This is a genomic window from Enterobacter sp. 4974935 (genome assembly GCF_058661735.1).
This window is the reverse complement of the sequence record NZ_JBZWGT010000003.1, coordinates 360401-376143: the sequence shown is the minus strand read 5'-3', so window position 1 is coordinate 376143 and position 15743 is coordinate 360401. Positions and strand designations below refer to the sequence as shown.

General features: G+C 56.6%; 17 protein-coding genes. 11 read left to right on the top strand and 6 right to left on the bottom strand.

From position 1 onward, the window contains the following. Positions 1 to 46 precede the first annotated feature (46 nt). Genes malX through AC4OVS_RS02970 form a run of 3 tightly spaced genes read left to right on the top strand, consistent with a single transcriptional unit; the run spans position 47 to position 4709 of the window. Complete coding sequence (malX, locus tag AC4OVS_RS02980) at positions 47 to 1618, top strand: maltose/glucose-specific PTS transporter subunit IIBC (protein ID WP_022649499.1); 1572 nt, start codon at positions 47 to 49, stop codon at positions 1616 to 1618. A gap of 12 nt (positions 1619 to 1630) precedes the next feature. Then, positions 1631 to 2803 carry a MalY/PatB family protein gene (locus AC4OVS_RS02975; RefSeq protein WP_023307051.1) on the top strand — a complete coding sequence of 391 codons (1173 nt, stop codon included), beginning with the start codon at positions 1631 to 1633 and terminating at the stop codon, positions 2801 to 2803. Between the two features lie 16 nt (positions 2804 to 2819). Then, positions 2820 to 4709: an alpha-galactosidase gene (locus AC4OVS_RS02970; RefSeq protein WP_491922166.1), complete on the top strand. Its 1890-nt coding sequence runs from the start codon at positions 2820 to 2822 to the stop codon at positions 4707 to 4709. Positions 4710 to 4776: 67 nt separating this feature from the next. On the opposite strand, the gene rsmI is transcribed toward AC4OVS_RS02970, so the two are convergent. Continuing rightward, complete coding sequence (gene rsmI, locus AC4OVS_RS02965; protein ID WP_023307053.1) at positions 4777 to 5640, bottom strand: 16S rRNA (cytidine(1402)-2'-O)-methyltransferase; 864 nt, start codon at positions 5638 to 5640, stop codon at positions 4777 to 4779. A gap of 61 nt (positions 5641 to 5701) precedes the next feature. Between rsmI and AC4OVS_RS02960 the strand changes: the two genes are divergently transcribed. From AC4OVS_RS02960 to dolP, 4 genes are read left to right on the top strand one after another with little or no spacing between them, the layout of a single operon-like run. Further along, positions 5702 to 7840, top strand: coding sequence for a penicillin-binding protein activator (locus tag AC4OVS_RS02960; protein WP_199160222.1), 2139 nt, complete (start codon positions 5702 to 5704; stop codon positions 7838 to 7840). After that, the gene (locus AC4OVS_RS02955; RefSeq protein WP_022649504.1) at positions 7798 to 8193 is read left to right on the top strand and encodes a YraN family protein; all 396 of its coding nucleotides are present in this window, start codon (positions 7798 to 7800) and stop codon (positions 8191 to 8193) included. The genes AC4OVS_RS02960 and AC4OVS_RS02955 overlap by 43 nt, the downstream gene beginning before the upstream one ends. Before the next feature lie 21 nt (positions 8194 to 8214). Further along, the gene (gene diaA, locus AC4OVS_RS02950; RefSeq protein WP_003861754.1) at positions 8215 to 8805 is read left to right on the top strand and encodes a DnaA initiator-associating protein DiaA; all 591 of its coding nucleotides are present in this window, start codon (positions 8215 to 8217) and stop codon (positions 8803 to 8805) included. A gap of 9 nt (positions 8806 to 8814) precedes the next feature. Then, a complete protein-coding gene (gene dolP, locus AC4OVS_RS02945) occupies positions 8815 to 9390 on the top strand; it encodes a division/outer membrane stress-associated lipid-binding lipoprotein (RefSeq protein ID WP_022649505.1) in 576 nt (191 codons plus the stop codon). Between the two features lie 50 nt (positions 9391 to 9440). Here the strand turns inward: dolP and AC4OVS_RS02940 are convergent, their stop codons facing one another. Both AC4OVS_RS02940 and AC4OVS_RS02935 read right to left on the bottom strand, forming a co-directional pair. Then, positions 9441 to 10478 carry a permease gene (locus tag AC4OVS_RS02940; RefSeq protein WP_023307055.1) on the bottom strand — a complete coding sequence of 346 codons (1038 nt, stop codon included), beginning with the start codon at positions 10476 to 10478 and terminating at the stop codon, positions 9441 to 9443. Positions 10479 to 10518: 40 nt separating this feature from the next. Next, a complete protein-coding gene (locus tag AC4OVS_RS02935; protein WP_022649507.1) occupies positions 10519 to 11163 on the bottom strand; it encodes an NAD(P)H-binding protein in 645 nt (214 codons plus the stop codon). Between the two features lie 128 nt (positions 11164 to 11291). On the opposite strand from AC4OVS_RS02935, the gene AC4OVS_RS02930 reads away from it, so the two are divergent. Further along, entirely contained in the window at positions 11292 to 11810 is a 519-nt protein-coding gene (locus tag AC4OVS_RS02930; protein WP_015571965.1) for a type 1 glutamine amidotransferase domain-containing protein, read from the top strand. Here AC4OVS_RS02930 and AC4OVS_RS02925 read toward each other — a convergent pair. Further along, positions 11790 to 12224 carry a YhbP family protein gene (locus AC4OVS_RS02925; RefSeq protein ID WP_022649508.1) on the bottom strand — a complete coding sequence of 145 codons (435 nt, stop codon included), beginning with the start codon at positions 12222 to 12224 and terminating at the stop codon, positions 11790 to 11792. The genes AC4OVS_RS02930 and AC4OVS_RS02925 overlap by 21 nt on opposite strands. 14 nt (positions 12225 to 12238) lie before the next feature. Between AC4OVS_RS02925 and AC4OVS_RS02920 the strand changes: the two genes are divergently transcribed. Then, positions 12239 to 12568 carry a GIY-YIG nuclease family protein gene (locus AC4OVS_RS02920; protein WP_003861768.1) on the top strand — a complete coding sequence of 110 codons (330 nt, stop codon included), beginning with the start codon at positions 12239 to 12241 and terminating at the stop codon, positions 12566 to 12568. On the opposite strand, the gene AC4OVS_RS02915 is transcribed toward AC4OVS_RS02920, so the two are convergent. Both AC4OVS_RS02915 and ubiT read right to left on the bottom strand, forming a co-directional pair. After that, positions 12555 to 13058 carry a GNAT family N-acetyltransferase gene (locus AC4OVS_RS02915; protein WP_022649509.1) on the bottom strand — a complete coding sequence of 168 codons (504 nt, stop codon included), beginning with the start codon at positions 13056 to 13058 and terminating at the stop codon, positions 12555 to 12557. The two genes, AC4OVS_RS02920 and AC4OVS_RS02915, sit on opposite strands and share 14 nt — an antisense overlap. Then, positions 13052 to 13576: a ubiquinone anaerobic biosynthesis accessory factor UbiT gene (gene ubiT, locus AC4OVS_RS02910; protein ID WP_003861771.1), complete on the bottom strand. Its 525-nt coding sequence runs from the start codon at positions 13574 to 13576 to the stop codon at positions 13052 to 13054. Before ubiT ends, AC4OVS_RS02915 begins: the two co-directional genes overlap by 7 nt. Positions 13577 to 13797: 221 nt before the next feature. Between ubiT and ubiU the strand changes: the two genes are divergently transcribed. Both ubiU and AC4OVS_RS02900 read left to right on the top strand, forming a co-directional pair. Beyond that, the gene (gene ubiU, locus AC4OVS_RS02905) at positions 13798 to 14793 is read left to right on the top strand and encodes a ubiquinone anaerobic biosynthesis protein UbiU (protein ID WP_003861773.1); all 996 of its coding nucleotides are present in this window, start codon (positions 13798 to 13800) and stop codon (positions 14791 to 14793) included. Positions 14794 to 14800: 7 nt separating this feature from the next. Further along, positions 14801 to 15679, top strand: a complete 879-nt coding sequence (locus tag AC4OVS_RS02900; protein ID WP_155025092.1) for a U32 family peptidase — start codon at positions 14801 to 14803, stop codon at positions 15677 to 15679. Positions 15680 to 15743: the final 64 nt, after the last annotated feature.

Sequence of the window (15743 nt, the reverse complement as noted above, 5' to 3'; positions counted from 1 at the left end):
GCCGGACAGCGCCTTCCATTATCCTAAAAATCCGAGGAGTCCCTACATGACACAGGAAAAGTCGTTTAAATCGAAAGCGTGGGAGTTTTTCCAGAGCCTGGGAAAGACGTTTATGTTCCCGGTTTCGCTATTGGCCTTTATGGGGTTGTTGTTAGGTATCGGTAGTTCTGTCACCAGCCCTTCCACCATCAAAAGTTTTCCCTTTCTGGGCGGCGAGTTAACGCAGCTCACCTTTGGTTTTATCGCCATGGTCGGTGGCTTTGCTTTTACCTATCTGCCGCTGATGTTTGCCATGGCGATCCCAATGGGCCTTGCCAGGCGTAATAAAGCGGTGGGCGCTTTTGCCGGATTCGTTGGCTACATGCTGATGAACATGAGCATCAACTACTACCTGACCGCCACCCACCAGCTTGCGGATGCCGCCACCATGAGACAGGTGGGACAATCCATCGTGCTTGGCATTCAAACGCTGGAGATGGGCGTGCTCGGCGGCATTGTGGTAGGGGTGATCACCTACTTCCTGCACGAACGCTTCCAGGACACGGTGCTGCACGACGCATTTGCCTTCTTTAGCGGCATTCGTTTTGTTCCGATTGTTACCGCCCTCACCCTGTCGCTGGTCGGCCTGGTCATCCCCCTGCTGTGGGAATATGTGGCAATGGGCATTGCCGGGATTGGTCATATCATCCAGAGCACCAGCGTCTTTGGACCGTTCCTGTATGGCGTGGGCGTGCTGCTACTCAAACCTTTTGGCCTGCATCACATTCTGCTGGCGATGGTGCGCTTCACCCCGGCGGGCGGCATTGAGATGGTTAACGGCCAGGAAGTGGCCGGTGCGCTGAACATTTTCTACGCCGAGCTGAAAGCGGGTCTGCCGTTTAGCCCGCACGTTACGGCATTTTTATCGCAAGGGTTTATGCCGACCTTTATCTTCGGCCTGCCTGCCGTGGCTTACGCTATCTACCGCACCGCGCGCCCGGAAAACCGTCCGGTGATTAAAGGGCTGCTGCTTTCAGGCGTGCTGGTTTCAGTTGTCACGGGTATTTCAGAGCCGATTGAGTTCCTGTTCCTGTTTATTGCCCCTGTGCTTTACGCGTTTCATATCGTTATGTCTGGCCTGGCGCTAATGGTGATGGCGCTGCTCGGCGTCACCATCGGCAACACTGACGGCGGTATTCTGGATCTGCTGATCTTCGGCGTCATGCAGGGGATGTCGACCAAATGGTATCTGCTGTTCCCGGTGGGTATTGCCTGGTTTGCTATCTACTTCTTCGTCTTCCGCTGGTACATCCTCAAGCACGATATAAAAACGCCAGGCCGTGAGGTTGACGCGCAGGGTGCGCTCCAGGCGGTGGAAGCCAATACCCGGGCACGTGGAAAATCAAAATACGATCATGGGCTTATTCTTCGCGCGCTTGGCGGTAAAGAGAATATTGAGTCGCTCGACAACTGTATTACCCGCTTACGTCTGGTGGTGAAAGATATGGGGCTTATCGACCAGCAGGCGCTGAAGGCCGCTGGCGCCTTGTCAGTCGTGGTGCTTGATGCCCACAGCGTTCAGGTGATCATCGGCCCGCAGGTGCAGAGCGTCAAATCCGGCATTGAAGCCTTAATTTAACAGGGGGTCGTTGTGTTTGATTTCGACAGAATCATTGAGCGTAAAAGCGATAAATGCCGTAAATGGGATCATGCGTTTGTGTGTTCGCGTTTCGGTGATGTCCCGGAGGGATTTATCCCGCTGTGGATAGCAGACATGGATTTCACCTCGCCACCCGCCGTGATTGAAGGCTTTCAGCGCATCGTGGAGCATGGCACCTTCGGTTACACCTGGTGCTTCGACGAATTCTACGATGCGGTCATCGCCTTCCAGCGCACCCGTCATCAGGTTGAGGTGCATAAGTCATGGATCACCCTGACCTACGGCACCGTTTCTACGCTGCACTATACGGTTCAGGCGTTCTGCAATCCCGGCGACTGCGTGATGATGAACACCCCGGTGTATGACCCGTTTGCGATGGCGACACAGCGACAGGGCGTGCGGGTGCTTGCAAATCCGCTGAGCGTGAAGGAAAACCGCTATCAGCTGGATTTTAATCTGATTGAAGTTCAGCTCAAAACTCACCGTCCAAAACTGTGGTTCTTCTGCTCGCCGCATAACCCCTCGGGCCGCATCTGGCGCGCGGATGAGATACGCCAGGTGTCCGATCTCTGTAAGCGCTACGGCACGATTCTGGTGGTTGATGAGGTTCACGCCGAGCACATTCTGGACGGTACATTCGTCAGCTGTCTGACTTCGGGCTGTGCCGCCCAGGACAACCTGATTGTGCTGACCTCCCCCAATAAAGCCTTCAACCTTGGCGGGCTAAAAACATCTTACTCAATGATTCCAGACGATTCGCTGCGCCAGCGTTTCCGCCAGCAGTTGGAGAAGAACTCCATTACCTCGCCGAATATCTTCGGCGTGTGGGGGATTATTCTGGCCTATCAGCAAGGTCTGCCATGGCTCGACGCGCTGAATGGTTATCTGCGCGGCAATGCCCGCTACCTTGCGGATGCCATCCAGACCCACTTCCCTGCATGGAAGATGATGAACCCGGAGTCGTCGTATCTCGCCTGGATAGACGTCAGTGCGGACGATCGCAGTGCGACGGCGCTAACCCAACATTTCGCCAAACAGGCTGGCGTGGTCATCGAAGATGGCAGCCACTACGTACAAAACGGCGAAAACTACCTGCGTATTAACTTCGGCACCCAGCGCTACTGGCTGGAACAGTCCATCAACCGAATGCTGAAGCATTACTGATAAGGATCTTACCCCGATGAAAACAAGGCTCACTCTCTCGCTGCTGGCTCTCTGTGTTTCTCATGGCGCGGCGGCAGCAAACTACGCGCTCAGTAACAACAATATTGCCCTTTCGTTTGATGATGCAAATGCAACGGTAGTAGTAACGGACAGCAAGGCTAACCATCCGCTCACGCCACAGGAGTTGTTCTTTCTGACACTGCCGGATGAAACAAAAATCCACACCGCTGATTTCAAAATCAAGCACGTCGAAAAGCAGGACAACGCGATAGTCATCGACTTTACGCATCCGGATTTTAACGTAACGGTGAAACTGAACCTGGTGAAGGGAAAATACGCCAGCATCGGCTACACCATCGCCGCCGTCGGGCAGCCGCGGGACGTAGCGAAAATGACCTTCTTCCCGACGAAGAAGCAGTCTCAGGCACCTTACGTTGACGGGGCGATTAACAGCTCGCCAATCGTGGCCGACTCGTTCTTCATCCTGCCAGACAAACCGATTGTGAATACTTACGCTTATGAAGCCACCACGAACCTCAACGTGGAGCTGAAAACGCCAATTCTGCCTGAGACACCGGTCAGTTTTACCACCTGGTTCGGCACTTTCCCGGAAACTAATCAGCTGCGGCGCAGCGTAAACCAGTTTATCGATGCCGTGCGCCCGCGGCCTTATAAGCCTTATCTGCACTACAACAGCTGGATGGACATCGGCTTCTTTACTCCTTACTCCGAGCAGGATGTCATTGGACGAATGGACGAATGGAATAAAGAATTTATTGCCGGACGCGGGGTGGCGCTGGACGCGTTCCTGCTGGACGATGGCTGGGACGATCGCACCGGACGCTGGCTGTTTGGCCCGGCATTCAGCAACGGTTTTGGCAAAGTCAGGGAAAAAGCCGATAGCCTGCATAGCTCGGTTGGGCTGTGGCTTTCACCGTGGGGCGGTTACAACAAGCCGCGCGATATTCGCGTCTCGCATGCAAAAGAGTATGGTTTCGAAACCGTAGACGGCAAGCTGGCGCTGTCGGGGCCGAACTACTTTAAAAACTTTAACGATCAGATCATTAAGCTGATCAAAAACGAGCACATTACCTCGTTCAAGCTCGACGGAATGGGTAACGCCAATTCGCATATCAAGGGCAGCCCATTTGCATCGGATTTTGACGCGTCCATTGCCCTGCTGCACAACATGCGCAGCGCAAACCCGAACCTGTTTATCAACCTGACCACCGGGACCGACGCGAGCCCGTCCTGGCTGCTCTATGCTGATTCAATCTGGCGTCAGGGCGATGATATCAACCTGTACGGTCCCGGCACGCCAGTGCAGCAGTGGATGACCTACCGGGATGCCGAAACTTATCGCTCCATCGTACGCAAAGGCCCGCTGTTCCCGCTGAACTCCCTGATGTACCACGGGATCGTCAGTGCAGAGAACGCTTACTATGGACTGGAGAAAGTACAAACGGACGGTGATTTTGCCGATCAGGTCTGGAGCTACTTCGCGACCGGAACTCAACTTCAGGAGCTGTACATCACGCCGTCCATGCTTAACAAGGCGAAGTGGGACACCCTGGCACAGGCGGCGAAGTGGTCGCGTGAGAATGCCAGCGTGCTGGTGGATACGCACTGGATTGGCGGTGACCCAACTTCGCTTGAGGTTTACGGCTGGGCCTCATGGAGTAAAGACAAAGCGATTTTTGGTTTACGCAACCCGTCGGATAAGCCGCAACGTTACTACCTGGATTTAACCAAAGATTTTGAGATCCCGGCAGGAGAGCGCTCGCAGTTTACCCTGAAAGCCGTGTACGGCAGTAATTCGACCGTACCAGAGGAATATAAAAACGCTGTGGTGATTACGCTGCAACCGCTGGAAACGCTGGTGTTTGAGGCGATTCCGGGAAAATAGTAAGGCTTTGACACGGTGTAGGCCGGGTAAGGCGAAGCCGCCACCCGGCAAAACAGGCGGCAGGGGCTTACTCCCCCTGCTGCTCCAGCGCATATTTATACAGCGCATTTTTCTTCACGCCGTGGATCTCCGCCGCCAGCGCCGCCGCTTTTTTCAGGGGCAGTTCAGCCTGTAGCAGGGTCAGCGTACGCAGCGCATCGGCAGGCAGGGCGTCTTCCTGCGCTTTATGCCCTTCGACAATCAGCACCATTTCGCCCTTGCGGCGGTTCTCATCCTCTTTCACCCACGCCAGCAGTTCGCCAACCGGCGCGCCGTGAATGGTTTCCCAGGTTTTGGTCAGCTCGCGCGCCAGCACCACGTAGCGGGATTCGCCCCAGACGGTAACCATATCCTCCAGGCTTTCCAGCAGGCGGTGGGTTGATTCGTAAAAAATCAGGGTACGCGGCTCTGCTTCCAGATCCTTTAACACGTCGCGACGGCCTTTGGATTTAGCAGGCAGGAAACCTTCGTAGCAGAAACGATCGGACGGCAGGCCCGCCGCACTTAATGCGGCAATAGCAGCACACGGCCCCGGCAGCGGCACAACGCGGATCCCTGCTTCACGGCAGGTGCGCACCAGATGGTAACCCGGATCGTTGATAAGCGGCGTACCCGCATCGGAGACCAGCGCGATGTTCTGCCCTTCTTTCAGCTTCGCCACCAGCGTTTCGGCTTTTTGTTGCTCATTGTGATCGTGCAGGGCAAACAAACGGGCGTTAATGGCAAAGTGCTGCAGCAGTAAACCGGTATGACGGGTGTCTTCAGCAGCAATTAAATCAACAGCTTGCAATACAGTGAGTGCACGTTGGGTAATATCAGACAAATTCCCGATAGGAGTAGGTACAATATAAAGCTGGCCTTGAGAATTATCTGCCGTTTCGTGTTGTTTCATTGTTTCGTCCGTATTGCCGATTTAATATTGAGCATTGCGTAAAAAAATCACTGGATACAGTATGGTACCGTTAACGTTTCTTCGAAAAAAAGCCGCGCACAGCGTGCCCCTCCTGCTGGCAGCCCTGATCTTTACCGGCTGCGGCACCCAGGCACCTGACCAGAGCACTGCTCATATGCAGGGATCCGCTCAGGCTGATTCTGGCTTTTATCTGCAACAAATGTCGCAGAGTTCAAATGATACCAGGATCAACTGGCAATTACTCGCCATTCGTGCACTGCTGAAGGAAGGAAAAACCCAGCAGGCCGCCGAGCTGTTCAGCCAGCTGCCGCAGGATCTTAACGACGATCAGCGCCATGAGCAGACGCTGCTGTCGGCAGAACTGAAGGTCGCGCAGAAAGATTTCGACGGCGCGAAGAAGATCCTCGGCACTATCGAACTGAGCGCGCTGGATAAGAATCAGCAGGCCCGTTTCTGGCAGGCCGGTATCACCGCTGAGCAGGGTCGCCCCTCCCTGACGCTTCTCCGCGCGCTGATTGCCCAGGAGCCTCTGCTCGCGGGTGCGGACAAGCAGAAAAATATTGACGCAACCTGGCAGGCACTCGCCTCCATGACCCAGGATCAGGCCAGAGCGCTGGTGATCAACGCCGATGAAAATGTCCTGCAAGGCTGGCTGGATCTGCAACAGATGTGGTTCAACAACCGCAGCGATCCGAACATGCTGAAAGCCGGCATTACCGACTGGCAAAAGCGCTACCCGCAAAACCCGGGAGCAAAAATGCTGCCAACGCAGCTGGTGAACGTGCAAAACTTTAAGCCCGCCTCCACCAGCAAAATCGCCCTGCTGCTGCCGTTAAACGGCCAGGCAGCGGTGTTTGGCCGCGCCATTCAGCAAGGTTTTGAAGCCGCGAAAAACGGCACTACCGCCGTCACCGGCAGCGCCGTTCCGGCGCAGGCAGCACAGGCGGCGAATGTGAATGACGTCGTCAGTCCGTCAGCCGCCGAAACCAGCGACCTGACCACCGCGCAAACCCCTGCCCAGGGCACCATGCAGAATCCGGTTACCGCCCCAACGACGCAACCCGCTACCTCAGCGCCTGCGGCAACACAGGCCCCGGCTGAAACTCCGGCGCCCGCGACGGCAGAACAACCTCAGCCGCAAACCGCGCAGCCGGAACAGCAGCCAGTAGCCCAGCCGCAGGCTGTGGCCACCACCAGCGCTAACCCTGGTGCAGAGTTGAAAATCTACGACACCAGCGCCCAGCCGCTTGACCAGGTGCTGGCGCAGGTTCAGCAGGACGGGGCCAGCATCGTTGTCGGCCCGCTGTTGAAAAACAACGTGGAAGCGCTGATGAAGAGCAACACCGCGCTGAACGTGCTGGCGCTTAACCAGCCTGAGCAGGTTCAGAACCGCGCCAATATCTGTTACTTCGCCCTCTCTCCGGAGGATGAAGCCCGCGATGCGGCCCGTCATATTCACGAGCAGGGCAAGCAGGCGCCGCTGCTGCTGATCCCACGCAGCACGCTGGGCGACCGCGTTGCCAACGCCTTTGCGCAAGAGTGGCAGACCCTTGGCGGTGGCGTGGTGTTGCAGCAGAAATTTGGCTCAGCTTCCGAACTGAGAGCGGGCGTGAACGGCGGGGCAGGTATTGCCCTCAACGGTAGCCCGGTATCCGCCAGCCTGCCGCAGCAGCAGAGCGTCACCATCGGCGGTCTGACGATCCCGGCCCCCCCTACCGACGCGCAAATCAGCGGCGGCGGTAAAGTGGATTCGGCGTACATCGTCGCTACGCCGGAAGAGATCGCCTTTATCAAACCAATGATCGCCATGCGTAACGGCAGCCAGAGCGGCGCAACGCTCTACGCCAGCTCACGCAGCGCACAGGGTACTGCAGGCCCGGATTTCCGTCTGGAAATGGAAGGACTGCAATACAGCGAGATCCCTATGCTGGCAGGCAGCAACCCGCAGTTGATGCAGCAGGCGCTGGGCGCGGTGCGCAATGATTATTCCCTGGCGCGTCTGTACGCGATGGGCGTCGATGCCTGGGCGCTGGCAAACCACTTTACCCAGATGCGCCAGGTACCGGGCTTTGAGCTTAACGGGAATACCGGCGATCTGACCGCCGATCAGGATTGTGTGATTAACAGGAAGTTATCATGGCTCAAATACCAGCAGGGGCAGATCGTCCCGGCCAGTTAAGCCGCAAAGAGACCGGCGACGCGTGGGAGCTAAAAGCGCGCCGCTGGCTTGAAGGCAAAGGACTGCGCTTTGTCGCCGCCAACGTTCGCGGGCGCGGCGGCGAGATTGACCTGATTATGAAAGACGGTCAAACCATCGTGTTTGTTGAAGTACGCTACCGACAGTCGTCCCGTTTTGGCGGTGCTGCCGCCAGCGTGACGCTCGCCAAACAACAAAAATTATTACAGACTGCCCACTTGTGGCTTGCCCGCCATAATGGGAGTTTTGATACTGTGGATTGCCGTTTCGATGTGGTAGCCTTCACCGGAAATGCAATCGACTGGCTTAAAAACGCGTTTGGCGAAGACGCATAAATAAGATTTTAAAGGGATACCGTGCTCGAACGAATAAAAGTGTGCTTCACAGAAAGCATTCAAACGCAGATTGCCGCAGCGGAAGCCCTTCCGGACGCGATCTCGCGTGCAGCGATGACGCTGGTTCAGTCGCTGCTCAACGGCAACAAAATCCTCTGTTGTGGCAATGGCACGTCCGCCGCCAACGCACAGCATTTTGCTGCCAGCATGATCAATCGCTTCGAAACCGAGCGACCGAGTTTACCTGCCATTGCACTAAACACCGATAACGTGGTCTTAACTGCGATTGCCAACGATCGTCTGCATGACGAAATTTACGCCAAGCAGGTGCGCGCCTTAGGCCATGCCGGAGACGTGTTGCTGGCGATCTCCACGCGCGGTAACAGCCGGGATATCGTTAAGGCGGTTGAAGCGGCAGTAACCCGAGACATGACGATTGTCGCCCTGACCGGTTACGACGGCGGTGAGCTGGCTGGCCTGCTGGGGCCGCAGGATGTGGAGATCCGCATTCCTTCGCACCGTAGCGCCCGCATCCAGGAGATGCATATGCTCACGGTGAACTGCTTATGCGATCTGATCGATAACACGCTTTTCCCTCACCAGGATGATTAAGGAGTTCTCATGAAGGTTTTATCGGCCCTTGCAGTCGTGATGTCTGCATTACTGCTTCAGGGATGCATCGCTGCCGCTGTAGTCGGTACCGCAGCGGTCGGCACCAAAGCAGCGACCGATCCGCGTACCGTTGGGACGCAGGTGGATGACGGTACGCTTGAGCTGCGCGTAAACAGTGCGCTGTCGAAAGACGAACAGATCAAGAAGGAAGCACGCATTAACGTGACGGCTTATCAGGGCAAAGTTCTGCTGGCAGGCCAGGCGCCAACCCCTGAACTCGCCTCGCGCGCCAAACAGATCGCGATGGGCGTAGAAGGTACGGCGGAAGTGTTTAACGAGATCCGCCAGGGCCAGCCGATTGGTCTCGGCACCGCGTCATCTGATACCTGGATCACCACCAAAGTGCGTTCCCAGCTGCTGGGTACCGACCAGGTGAAATCCTCAAACGTGAAAGTAACCACGGAGAACGGCGAAGTGTTCCTGCTGGGCCTAGTGACAGAACGTGAAGGGAAAGCGGCGGCGGATATCGCCAGCCGGGTGAGCGGCGTGAAGCACGTCACCACCGCGTTTACTTATATCAAGTAATTCACACCTGACTGTAAGCCCGGTAAGCGCCAGCGCCACCGGGCTTTCTTTCACACAAGCGCCATACTCCCCACAATCACTCCGCTCAACGCCACCAGCCCCGCCGTCAGCCACAGCGCTTTCGCCGGGAATGACTTACGCAGCATGATCAGCGACGGCAGGCTCACCGCCGGCAGCGTGATGAGCAGCGCCAGCGCCGGTGCGGTACCCATGCCAGCCATCATCATGGTCTGAATAATCGGGATCTCCGCCGCGGTTGGGATCACAAACAGGCAACCGGCCACCGCCATCGCAATCACCCACATCAGCGTGTTGTCGATAGCGCCATCCGCATGCGGGAACAGCCAGACGCGCGCCGCCCCCAGCACCAGTACGGCCAGGATATAGACCGGGATTGTGCTCCAGAAAAGCTGCCACAGCGCTTTGCCCCAGCGAGCTAAGAAACTGCCCTGCGGATCGCTGAGGTCCAGCTCAACGGAGGCAGGCCCGGCCTCGTTGTCTTTCACCAGGTGCTGCACCAGCGTAGCGACAAGCACCACCGTCAGCAGGCCAGCCGCCAGACGGATAAACGCGAAATGCCAGCCGAGAACGAAGCCCATAAACACCAGCGTTGCCGGGTTCAGCAGGGGGTTACCCATCCAGAAGGCAAGCGCACCGCCCATCGACACGCGCTGTCGGCGCATACCCGCCGCCACCGGTGCAGCGCAGCAGGAGCACATCATGCCCGGCAGGGAGAAAATCGTTCCCAGCAGCGTGCCCTGCAGGCGCGGTTGTCCCAGGGTTTTTATCAGCCAGTTACGGGGGATAAGTACCTGAATCAGCGAGCCCAGCAATACGCCCAATACCGCCGCTTTCCAGACGGCAAGAAAATAGACCATTGCGTAATCCCACGCCGCGCGAAGCGGGCTGGAATCGGCCTGCGCGAGAATCGATTTACCGATGCTGTGGGTGTCGGCGGCGGTGAAGGCTTTACCGTAGTACGGCTGCCATTTCACATACCAGAGGCCAATGATGACCACGAGAAAGAAGAGTGCGGGCTTCCACCACTGAACAGGTGTTGCCGCCTGAGATGAAGACTGACCAGTCATACCATTCCCCGGAAGGTGTTATTTAATAAGCCGGGGAAGTTTACGCCTCGCCCTGCGCGATTTCACGCAGTTTTGCCGAAGGGATAATATTAACCCCCTCTTGCGACGGAGCCAGTGCCTCTTTCAGCATCGCCTGCGCGACATCCCGCGCCTCGATGGACTTCCAGTTACCGGGCAGGATGCGAAACAGCGGAGCGAAAAAAGACTCGTTAAAACGCCGTTCGTCGCGGTGGCCCATCAGCATGGAAGGCCGTACGATGGTCAGGCGCTCCCATTGCTGCGCGATTAACGCCTCTTCCATTTTGCCCTTCACCTGGTTGTAAAAAAACGGCGAGCCTGCGTTCGCGCCGTGCGCGCTGACCACCAGGAAATGCTTAGCACCCAGCTTTTTGGCCGTCAGGGCGGTATCTACCACCAGCGTGTAATCTGCATGGACAAAGGCTTCCTTACTGCCCGCTTCCCGTCGGGTGGTGCCAAGGCAGCAAAAGGCGATATCAATGGGATCCTGCACCTGCGCCAGCGCGTCGGTAAGCTGGGGATCGTGCGGATTATAGACGCCGGTGATATCCAACAGCGGGCGACGCGTCGGGGCGGCGATATAGTTGATATGCCGATCCTGGATCAACAGCCGCAGCAGATGTCCACCCACCAGCCCGGTTGCGCCGGTAATCAGTACCTGACTCATCTTGTCCCCTTTACAGAATTGTCCGTTTGCGATCTGGGCCTGCTCTACCACACTTAAAAGTCTGTTACCGGTAAGTATTTACCACAAACGGGAAAAAAACAGTCTGAAGCGAAAACAACGGAGGAAGCATGGGTAAAAAAATCGCAGTCTTGATTACCGACGAGTTTGAAGATTCAGAATTTACGTCGCCAGCAGAGGCATTCCGCAAGGCGGGCCACGAGGTGGTCACCATCGAAAAAGAAGCGGGTAAAACCGTGAAGGGCCACAAGGGTGAAGCCAGCGTGACCATTGACGAATCCATTGATAACGTCAGCCCGTCGGATTTCGACGCCCTGCTGTTACCGGGCGGCCATTCACCGGATTCCCTGCGCGGGGACGAGCGTTTCGTCACCTTTACCCGTGACTTCGTCGGCACCGGTAAACCGGTGTTTGCCATTTGCCACGGTCCGCAGCTGCTGATCAGCGCCGAGGTGGTACGCGGGCGTAAGCTCACCGCGGTGAAACCGATCGTTATCGATCTGAAAAACGCCGGTGCCGAGTTCTACGATCAGGAAGTGGTGAACGATAACGATCAGCTGATCACCAGCCGTACGCCGGACGATCTTCCAGCGTTTAACCGCGAAGCGCTACGCCTGCTCGGTGCGTAACCAGTGCAGCTTCTTGCCAAAGCCCAGGGTGTTGTCGGTAAATTTCAGCTCATCGAGGCGGATTTCCCACACCGGGGCTTTTAGCGCTGCGGCCACCGGGAAGCGGCGCGTATAGCGTTTACGCTGGGCGTCGCTTTCCTCACCTTCCAGGCGACGAATTTCGCCTTTGAACTGGACCCCGCGGATCAGCGCAACGGTTTTAGGCTGTCCATTTACCGTGCCCGCCACTTTTGCCTGTTGGCCCGTCATCTGCGCATGCCGCGTTTTGTCTTCGCTCATCACGTAAAAGGCCACGCGCTCGGGATCGTAGTAATAAAAGGCATTTGCGCACCACATCTCCTCGTCTTTACAGACGCACCAGGTCACAACATGCTGCTTTGCCAGCCAGCGGTTAATGGCGGCCAGTGTTTCCATTTTCGCTCTCTCTCATGCTATGGTGCGTTCACCTTAACATACTGAATCTGTTTACCGTGTGCTGGTTTCTCTATCTTGTCCGAACCGCTGATAACGCACTCTACACCGGGATCACTACCGATGTGGCACGGCGTTTTTTACAACATCAAACGGGAAAAGGGGCGAAAGCACTGCGGGGGAAAGGTGAACTTCAGCTGGCGTTTTCAGCCGCCGTGGGCGACAGATCCCTGGCGCTCAGGCTGGAATACCGCATCAAGCAGCTGACGAAGCGCCAGAAAGAGCGTCTCGTCAACGGGGACGGCTCTTTCGAGGCGCTACGCGAAAGCCTGCTTAAAAACGATTGAAATGATCGTGGTACTCCACCAGACCGGTAACGCCGTCGAGCGAATCGTCCGCCAGAGGATGTACCAGGAAAGATGTTTCCGTGCCTGGCCAGTGGCAGCGCAGATCGTATCTGGACGCTGGCTCAAAGCCTAAACGCTCGTAGAACGCCGGATCGCCCAGAACGACGACAGCGGCATAGCCAAATTCATTCAGGGAATCCAGCCCTTCATAGACCAACTGGCGTGCCAGGCCCTGTCCACGGTAGTTTTCATCCACCGCCAGCGGCGCCATGCCGACCCACTGTAACTCTTCGCCCTGCACAATCACCGGACTGAACGCCACGTAGCCGACCACCTGCCCTTCATCGTCGGTGGCAACCAGGCCCAGCGTAATCAGGCCATCTTCGCGAAGATCGTGAACCAGTTGAGCTTCGGCGTCGCCTGCAAAAGAGCGGCGTAACAACGCATCGATACCCGGCGCATCAATCCCAATTTCGACTCGAATCAGCATGGTTCACCTACTGAAGTGTGTTTACTGTCCGGCGGGGTTTTTAGCCCGGCCTCAACGAAATCTGCCATTTGCATCAACATCATACGCAGCGCTTTCGGCATCTGCTCCAGCTCAATGGCATCCATTAAATTTTTGACGTACAGACCGAGCTCCGTGTCGCCTTCAATCACCAGACGACGCTGGAAGAAAAGGGTGTCCGGATCCTGTTTGCGCGCGGCGATCATCAGCAGATCGCTGGCATCCGCGCTAAAGCTGACATCCGCCTCGGCGGTTTCACGGACGATAAGCCGATCGTTCTCTACGGAAGTAAACCAGCGCAACCCGATATCGCGTACTTCAATCTTTAACCAGCGGCCTTCCAGAAACTCAAGCTCACCGTCCTGTAGCGCCTGGCGGAACTGCCAGCTCAGTACCTGTTCCAGCACCTGGCGTTTAAGCGCGAACGGCGCCAGTTTTACCGGCACGCTCAGCATTGATGGACCGAATTGTACGAGACGTGAACGCAGTTTATCCAGCACGAGCTTTACTCCCTGATAGCTATAGTCCTGCTATTTTGCCATATCCCGACAAGAAGATAGCGGCGTAAATCAACAAACCGTTGTCCGGTATACCTCATTATTGGTGCCATCAATACGCCATTAGCTGCCTTAAATCAAAAATTGTCGCGTATGGGTTAATTAAAATCCCAGCTCGTTAACATTTTTTACGATCCCTGCGATCGACAACATCGGGATAAATTATGGAGCTGCTCTGCCCTGCCGGAAACCTTCCGGCGCTTAAGGCGGCCATCGAAAATGGGGCCGATGCGGTCTATATCGGGCTGAAAGATGATACCAATGCCCGCCATTTTGCGGGTCTTAACTTTACGGAGAAAAAGCTTCAGGAAGCCGTTAACTTCGTTCACCAGCACCGGCGCAAACTGCACATCGCCATCAATACCTTTGCCCATCCTGATGGCTACGCCCGCTGGCAGCGCGCCGTGGATATGGCGGCCCAGCTGGGTGCCGATGCGTTGATCCTGGCCGACCTCGCTATGCTTGAGTATGCGGCAGAACGTTATCCGCATATTGAGCGCCACGTCTCTGTTCAGGCATCGGCCACCAATGAAGAGGCCGTGCGTTTTTATCATCGACACTTTGACGTAGCCCGCGTGGTGCTTCCGCGCGTGCTCTCTATTCATCAGGTTAAGCAACTGGCGCGCGTCACGCCAGTGCCGCTGGAGGTTTTTGCCTTCGGCAGCCTGTGCATCATGGCAGAAGGCCGCTGCTATCTTTCTTCCTATCTTACCGGGGAATCGCCAAACACCGTCGGTGCCTGCTCGCCTGCCCGCTTCGTTCGCTGGCAGCAAACGCCGCAGGGGCTGGAGTCGCGCCTGAATGATGTGTTAATCGACCGCTATCAGGACGGTGAAAACGCGGGCTACCCGACGCTGTGCAAAGGCCGCTATCTGGTGGACGGCGAGCGCTACCACGCGCTGGAGGAGCCCACCAGCCTCAACACGCTGGAGCTGCTGCCGGAACTGCTGGCCGCCAACATTGCCTCGGTGAAAATCGAAGGCCGCCAGCGTAGCCCGGCCTACGTGAGCCAGGTGGCGAAGGTGTGGCGTCAGGCCATCGACCGCTGCATGGCGGACCCGCAAAACTACGCCCCGCAGGCGGCCTGGATGGAGACGCTCGGCGCGATGTCCGAAGGCACGCAAACCACGCTCGGCGCGTATCACCGTAAATGGCAGTGAGATAATCATGAAATATTCATTAGGGCCGGTGCTTTACTACTGGCCAAAAGAGACGCTGGAAGATTTTTACCAGCAGGCGGCTAACAGCAGCGCCGATGTGATTTACCTCGGCGAAGCGGTGTGCAGCAAGCGCCGTGCCACCAAAGTGGGCGACTGGCTGGATATGGCGAAAAGCCTGGCCGGCAGCGGCAAGCAGGTGGTGCTCTCGACGCTGGCGCTGGTGCAGGCGTCCTCTGAACTGGGCGAACTGAAGCGCTACGTCGAAAACGGTGAGTTCCTGCTGGAGGCGAGCGACCTGGGCGTGGTGAACATGTGCGCCGAGCGTAAGCTGCCGTTTGTCGCCGGACATGCGCTGAACTGCTATAACGCGGTGACCTTGCGCCTGCTGCTCAAACAGGGGATGACACGCTGGTGCATGCCGGTTGAGCTCTCCCGCGACTGGCTGGTCAACCTGCTAAATCAGTGTGACGAGCTGGGCATTCGCAATCAGTTTGAAGTCGAAGTGCTGAGCTACGGCCATCTACCGCTGGCCTACTCTGCCCGCTGCTTCACCGCGCGTTCCGAAGATCGCCCGAAAGACGAGTGTGAAACCTGCTGCATTAAGTACCCGAACGGACGCAGCATGCTGTCGCAGGAGAATCAGCAGGTGTTTGTCCTCAACGGCATTCAGACTATGAGCGGTTACGTCTATAACCTCGGCAACGAGCTGGCGTCAATGCATGGGCTGGTGGATATGGTGCGTCTTTCGCCGCTCGATACCGGCGTGTTCACCATGCTGGACGCCTTCCGTGCCAACGAAAACGGCGCCTCGCCGCTGCCGCTGACGGCAAACAGCGACTGCAACGGTTACTGGAAACGTCTCGCCGGGCTGGAATTGCAGGGGTAAAAAAGCTCACTTTGTTAACAACGGTTATCATTTTTTAATGCAGTATTAAAGATTGACCGTCGAC

What these genes read in the sequence shown, in the direction of transcription:
- malX (WP_022649499.1), top strand. Translation starts at nt 47, where the DNA reads ATGACACAGGAAAAGTCGTTTAAATCGAAAGCGTGGGAGTTTTTCCAG.
- AC4OVS_RS02970 (WP_491922166.1), top strand. Translation starts at nt 2,820, where the DNA reads ATGAAAACAAGGCTCACTCTCTCGCTGCTGGCTCTCTGTGTTTCTCAT.
- rsmI (WP_023307053.1), bottom strand. Translation starts at nt 5,640, where the DNA reads ATGAAACAACACGAAACGGCAGATAATTCTCAAGGCCAGCTTTATATT.
- AC4OVS_RS02960 (WP_199160222.1), top strand. Translation starts at nt 5,702, where the DNA reads ATGGTACCGTTAACGTTTCTTCGAAAAAAAGCCGCGCACAGCGTGCCC.
- AC4OVS_RS02955 (WP_022649504.1), top strand. Translation starts at nt 7,798, where the DNA reads ATGGCTCAAATACCAGCAGGGGCAGATCGTCCCGGCCAGTTAAGCCGC.
- dolP (WP_022649505.1), top strand. Translation starts at nt 8,815, where the DNA reads ATGAAGGTTTTATCGGCCCTTGCAGTCGTGATGTCTGCATTACTGCTT.
- AC4OVS_RS02940 (WP_023307055.1), bottom strand. Translation starts at nt 10,478, where the DNA reads ATGACTGGTCAGTCTTCATCTCAGGCGGCAACACCTGTTCAGTGGTGG.
- AC4OVS_RS02935 (WP_022649507.1), bottom strand. Translation starts at nt 11,163, where the DNA reads ATGAGTCAGGTACTGATTACCGGCGCAACCGGGCTGGTGGGTGGACAT.
- AC4OVS_RS02930 (WP_015571965.1), top strand. Translation starts at nt 11,292, where the DNA reads ATGGGTAAAAAAATCGCAGTCTTGATTACCGACGAGTTTGAAGATTCA.
- AC4OVS_RS02925 (WP_022649508.1), bottom strand. Translation starts at nt 12,224, where the DNA reads ATGGAAACACTGGCCGCCATTAACCGCTGGCTGGCAAAGCAGCATGTT.
- AC4OVS_RS02920 (WP_003861768.1), top strand. Translation starts at nt 12,239, where the DNA reads ATGCTATGGTGCGTTCACCTTAACATACTGAATCTGTTTACCGTGTGC.
- AC4OVS_RS02915 (WP_022649509.1), bottom strand. Translation starts at nt 13,058, where the DNA reads ATGCTGATTCGAGTCGAAATTGGGATTGATGCGCCGGGTATCGATGCG.
- ubiU (WP_003861773.1), top strand. Translation starts at nt 13,798, where the DNA reads ATGGAGCTGCTCTGCCCTGCCGGAAACCTTCCGGCGCTTAAGGCGGCC.
- AC4OVS_RS02900 (WP_155025092.1), top strand. Translation starts at nt 14,801, where the DNA reads ATGAAATATTCATTAGGGCCGGTGCTTTACTACTGGCCAAAAGAGACG.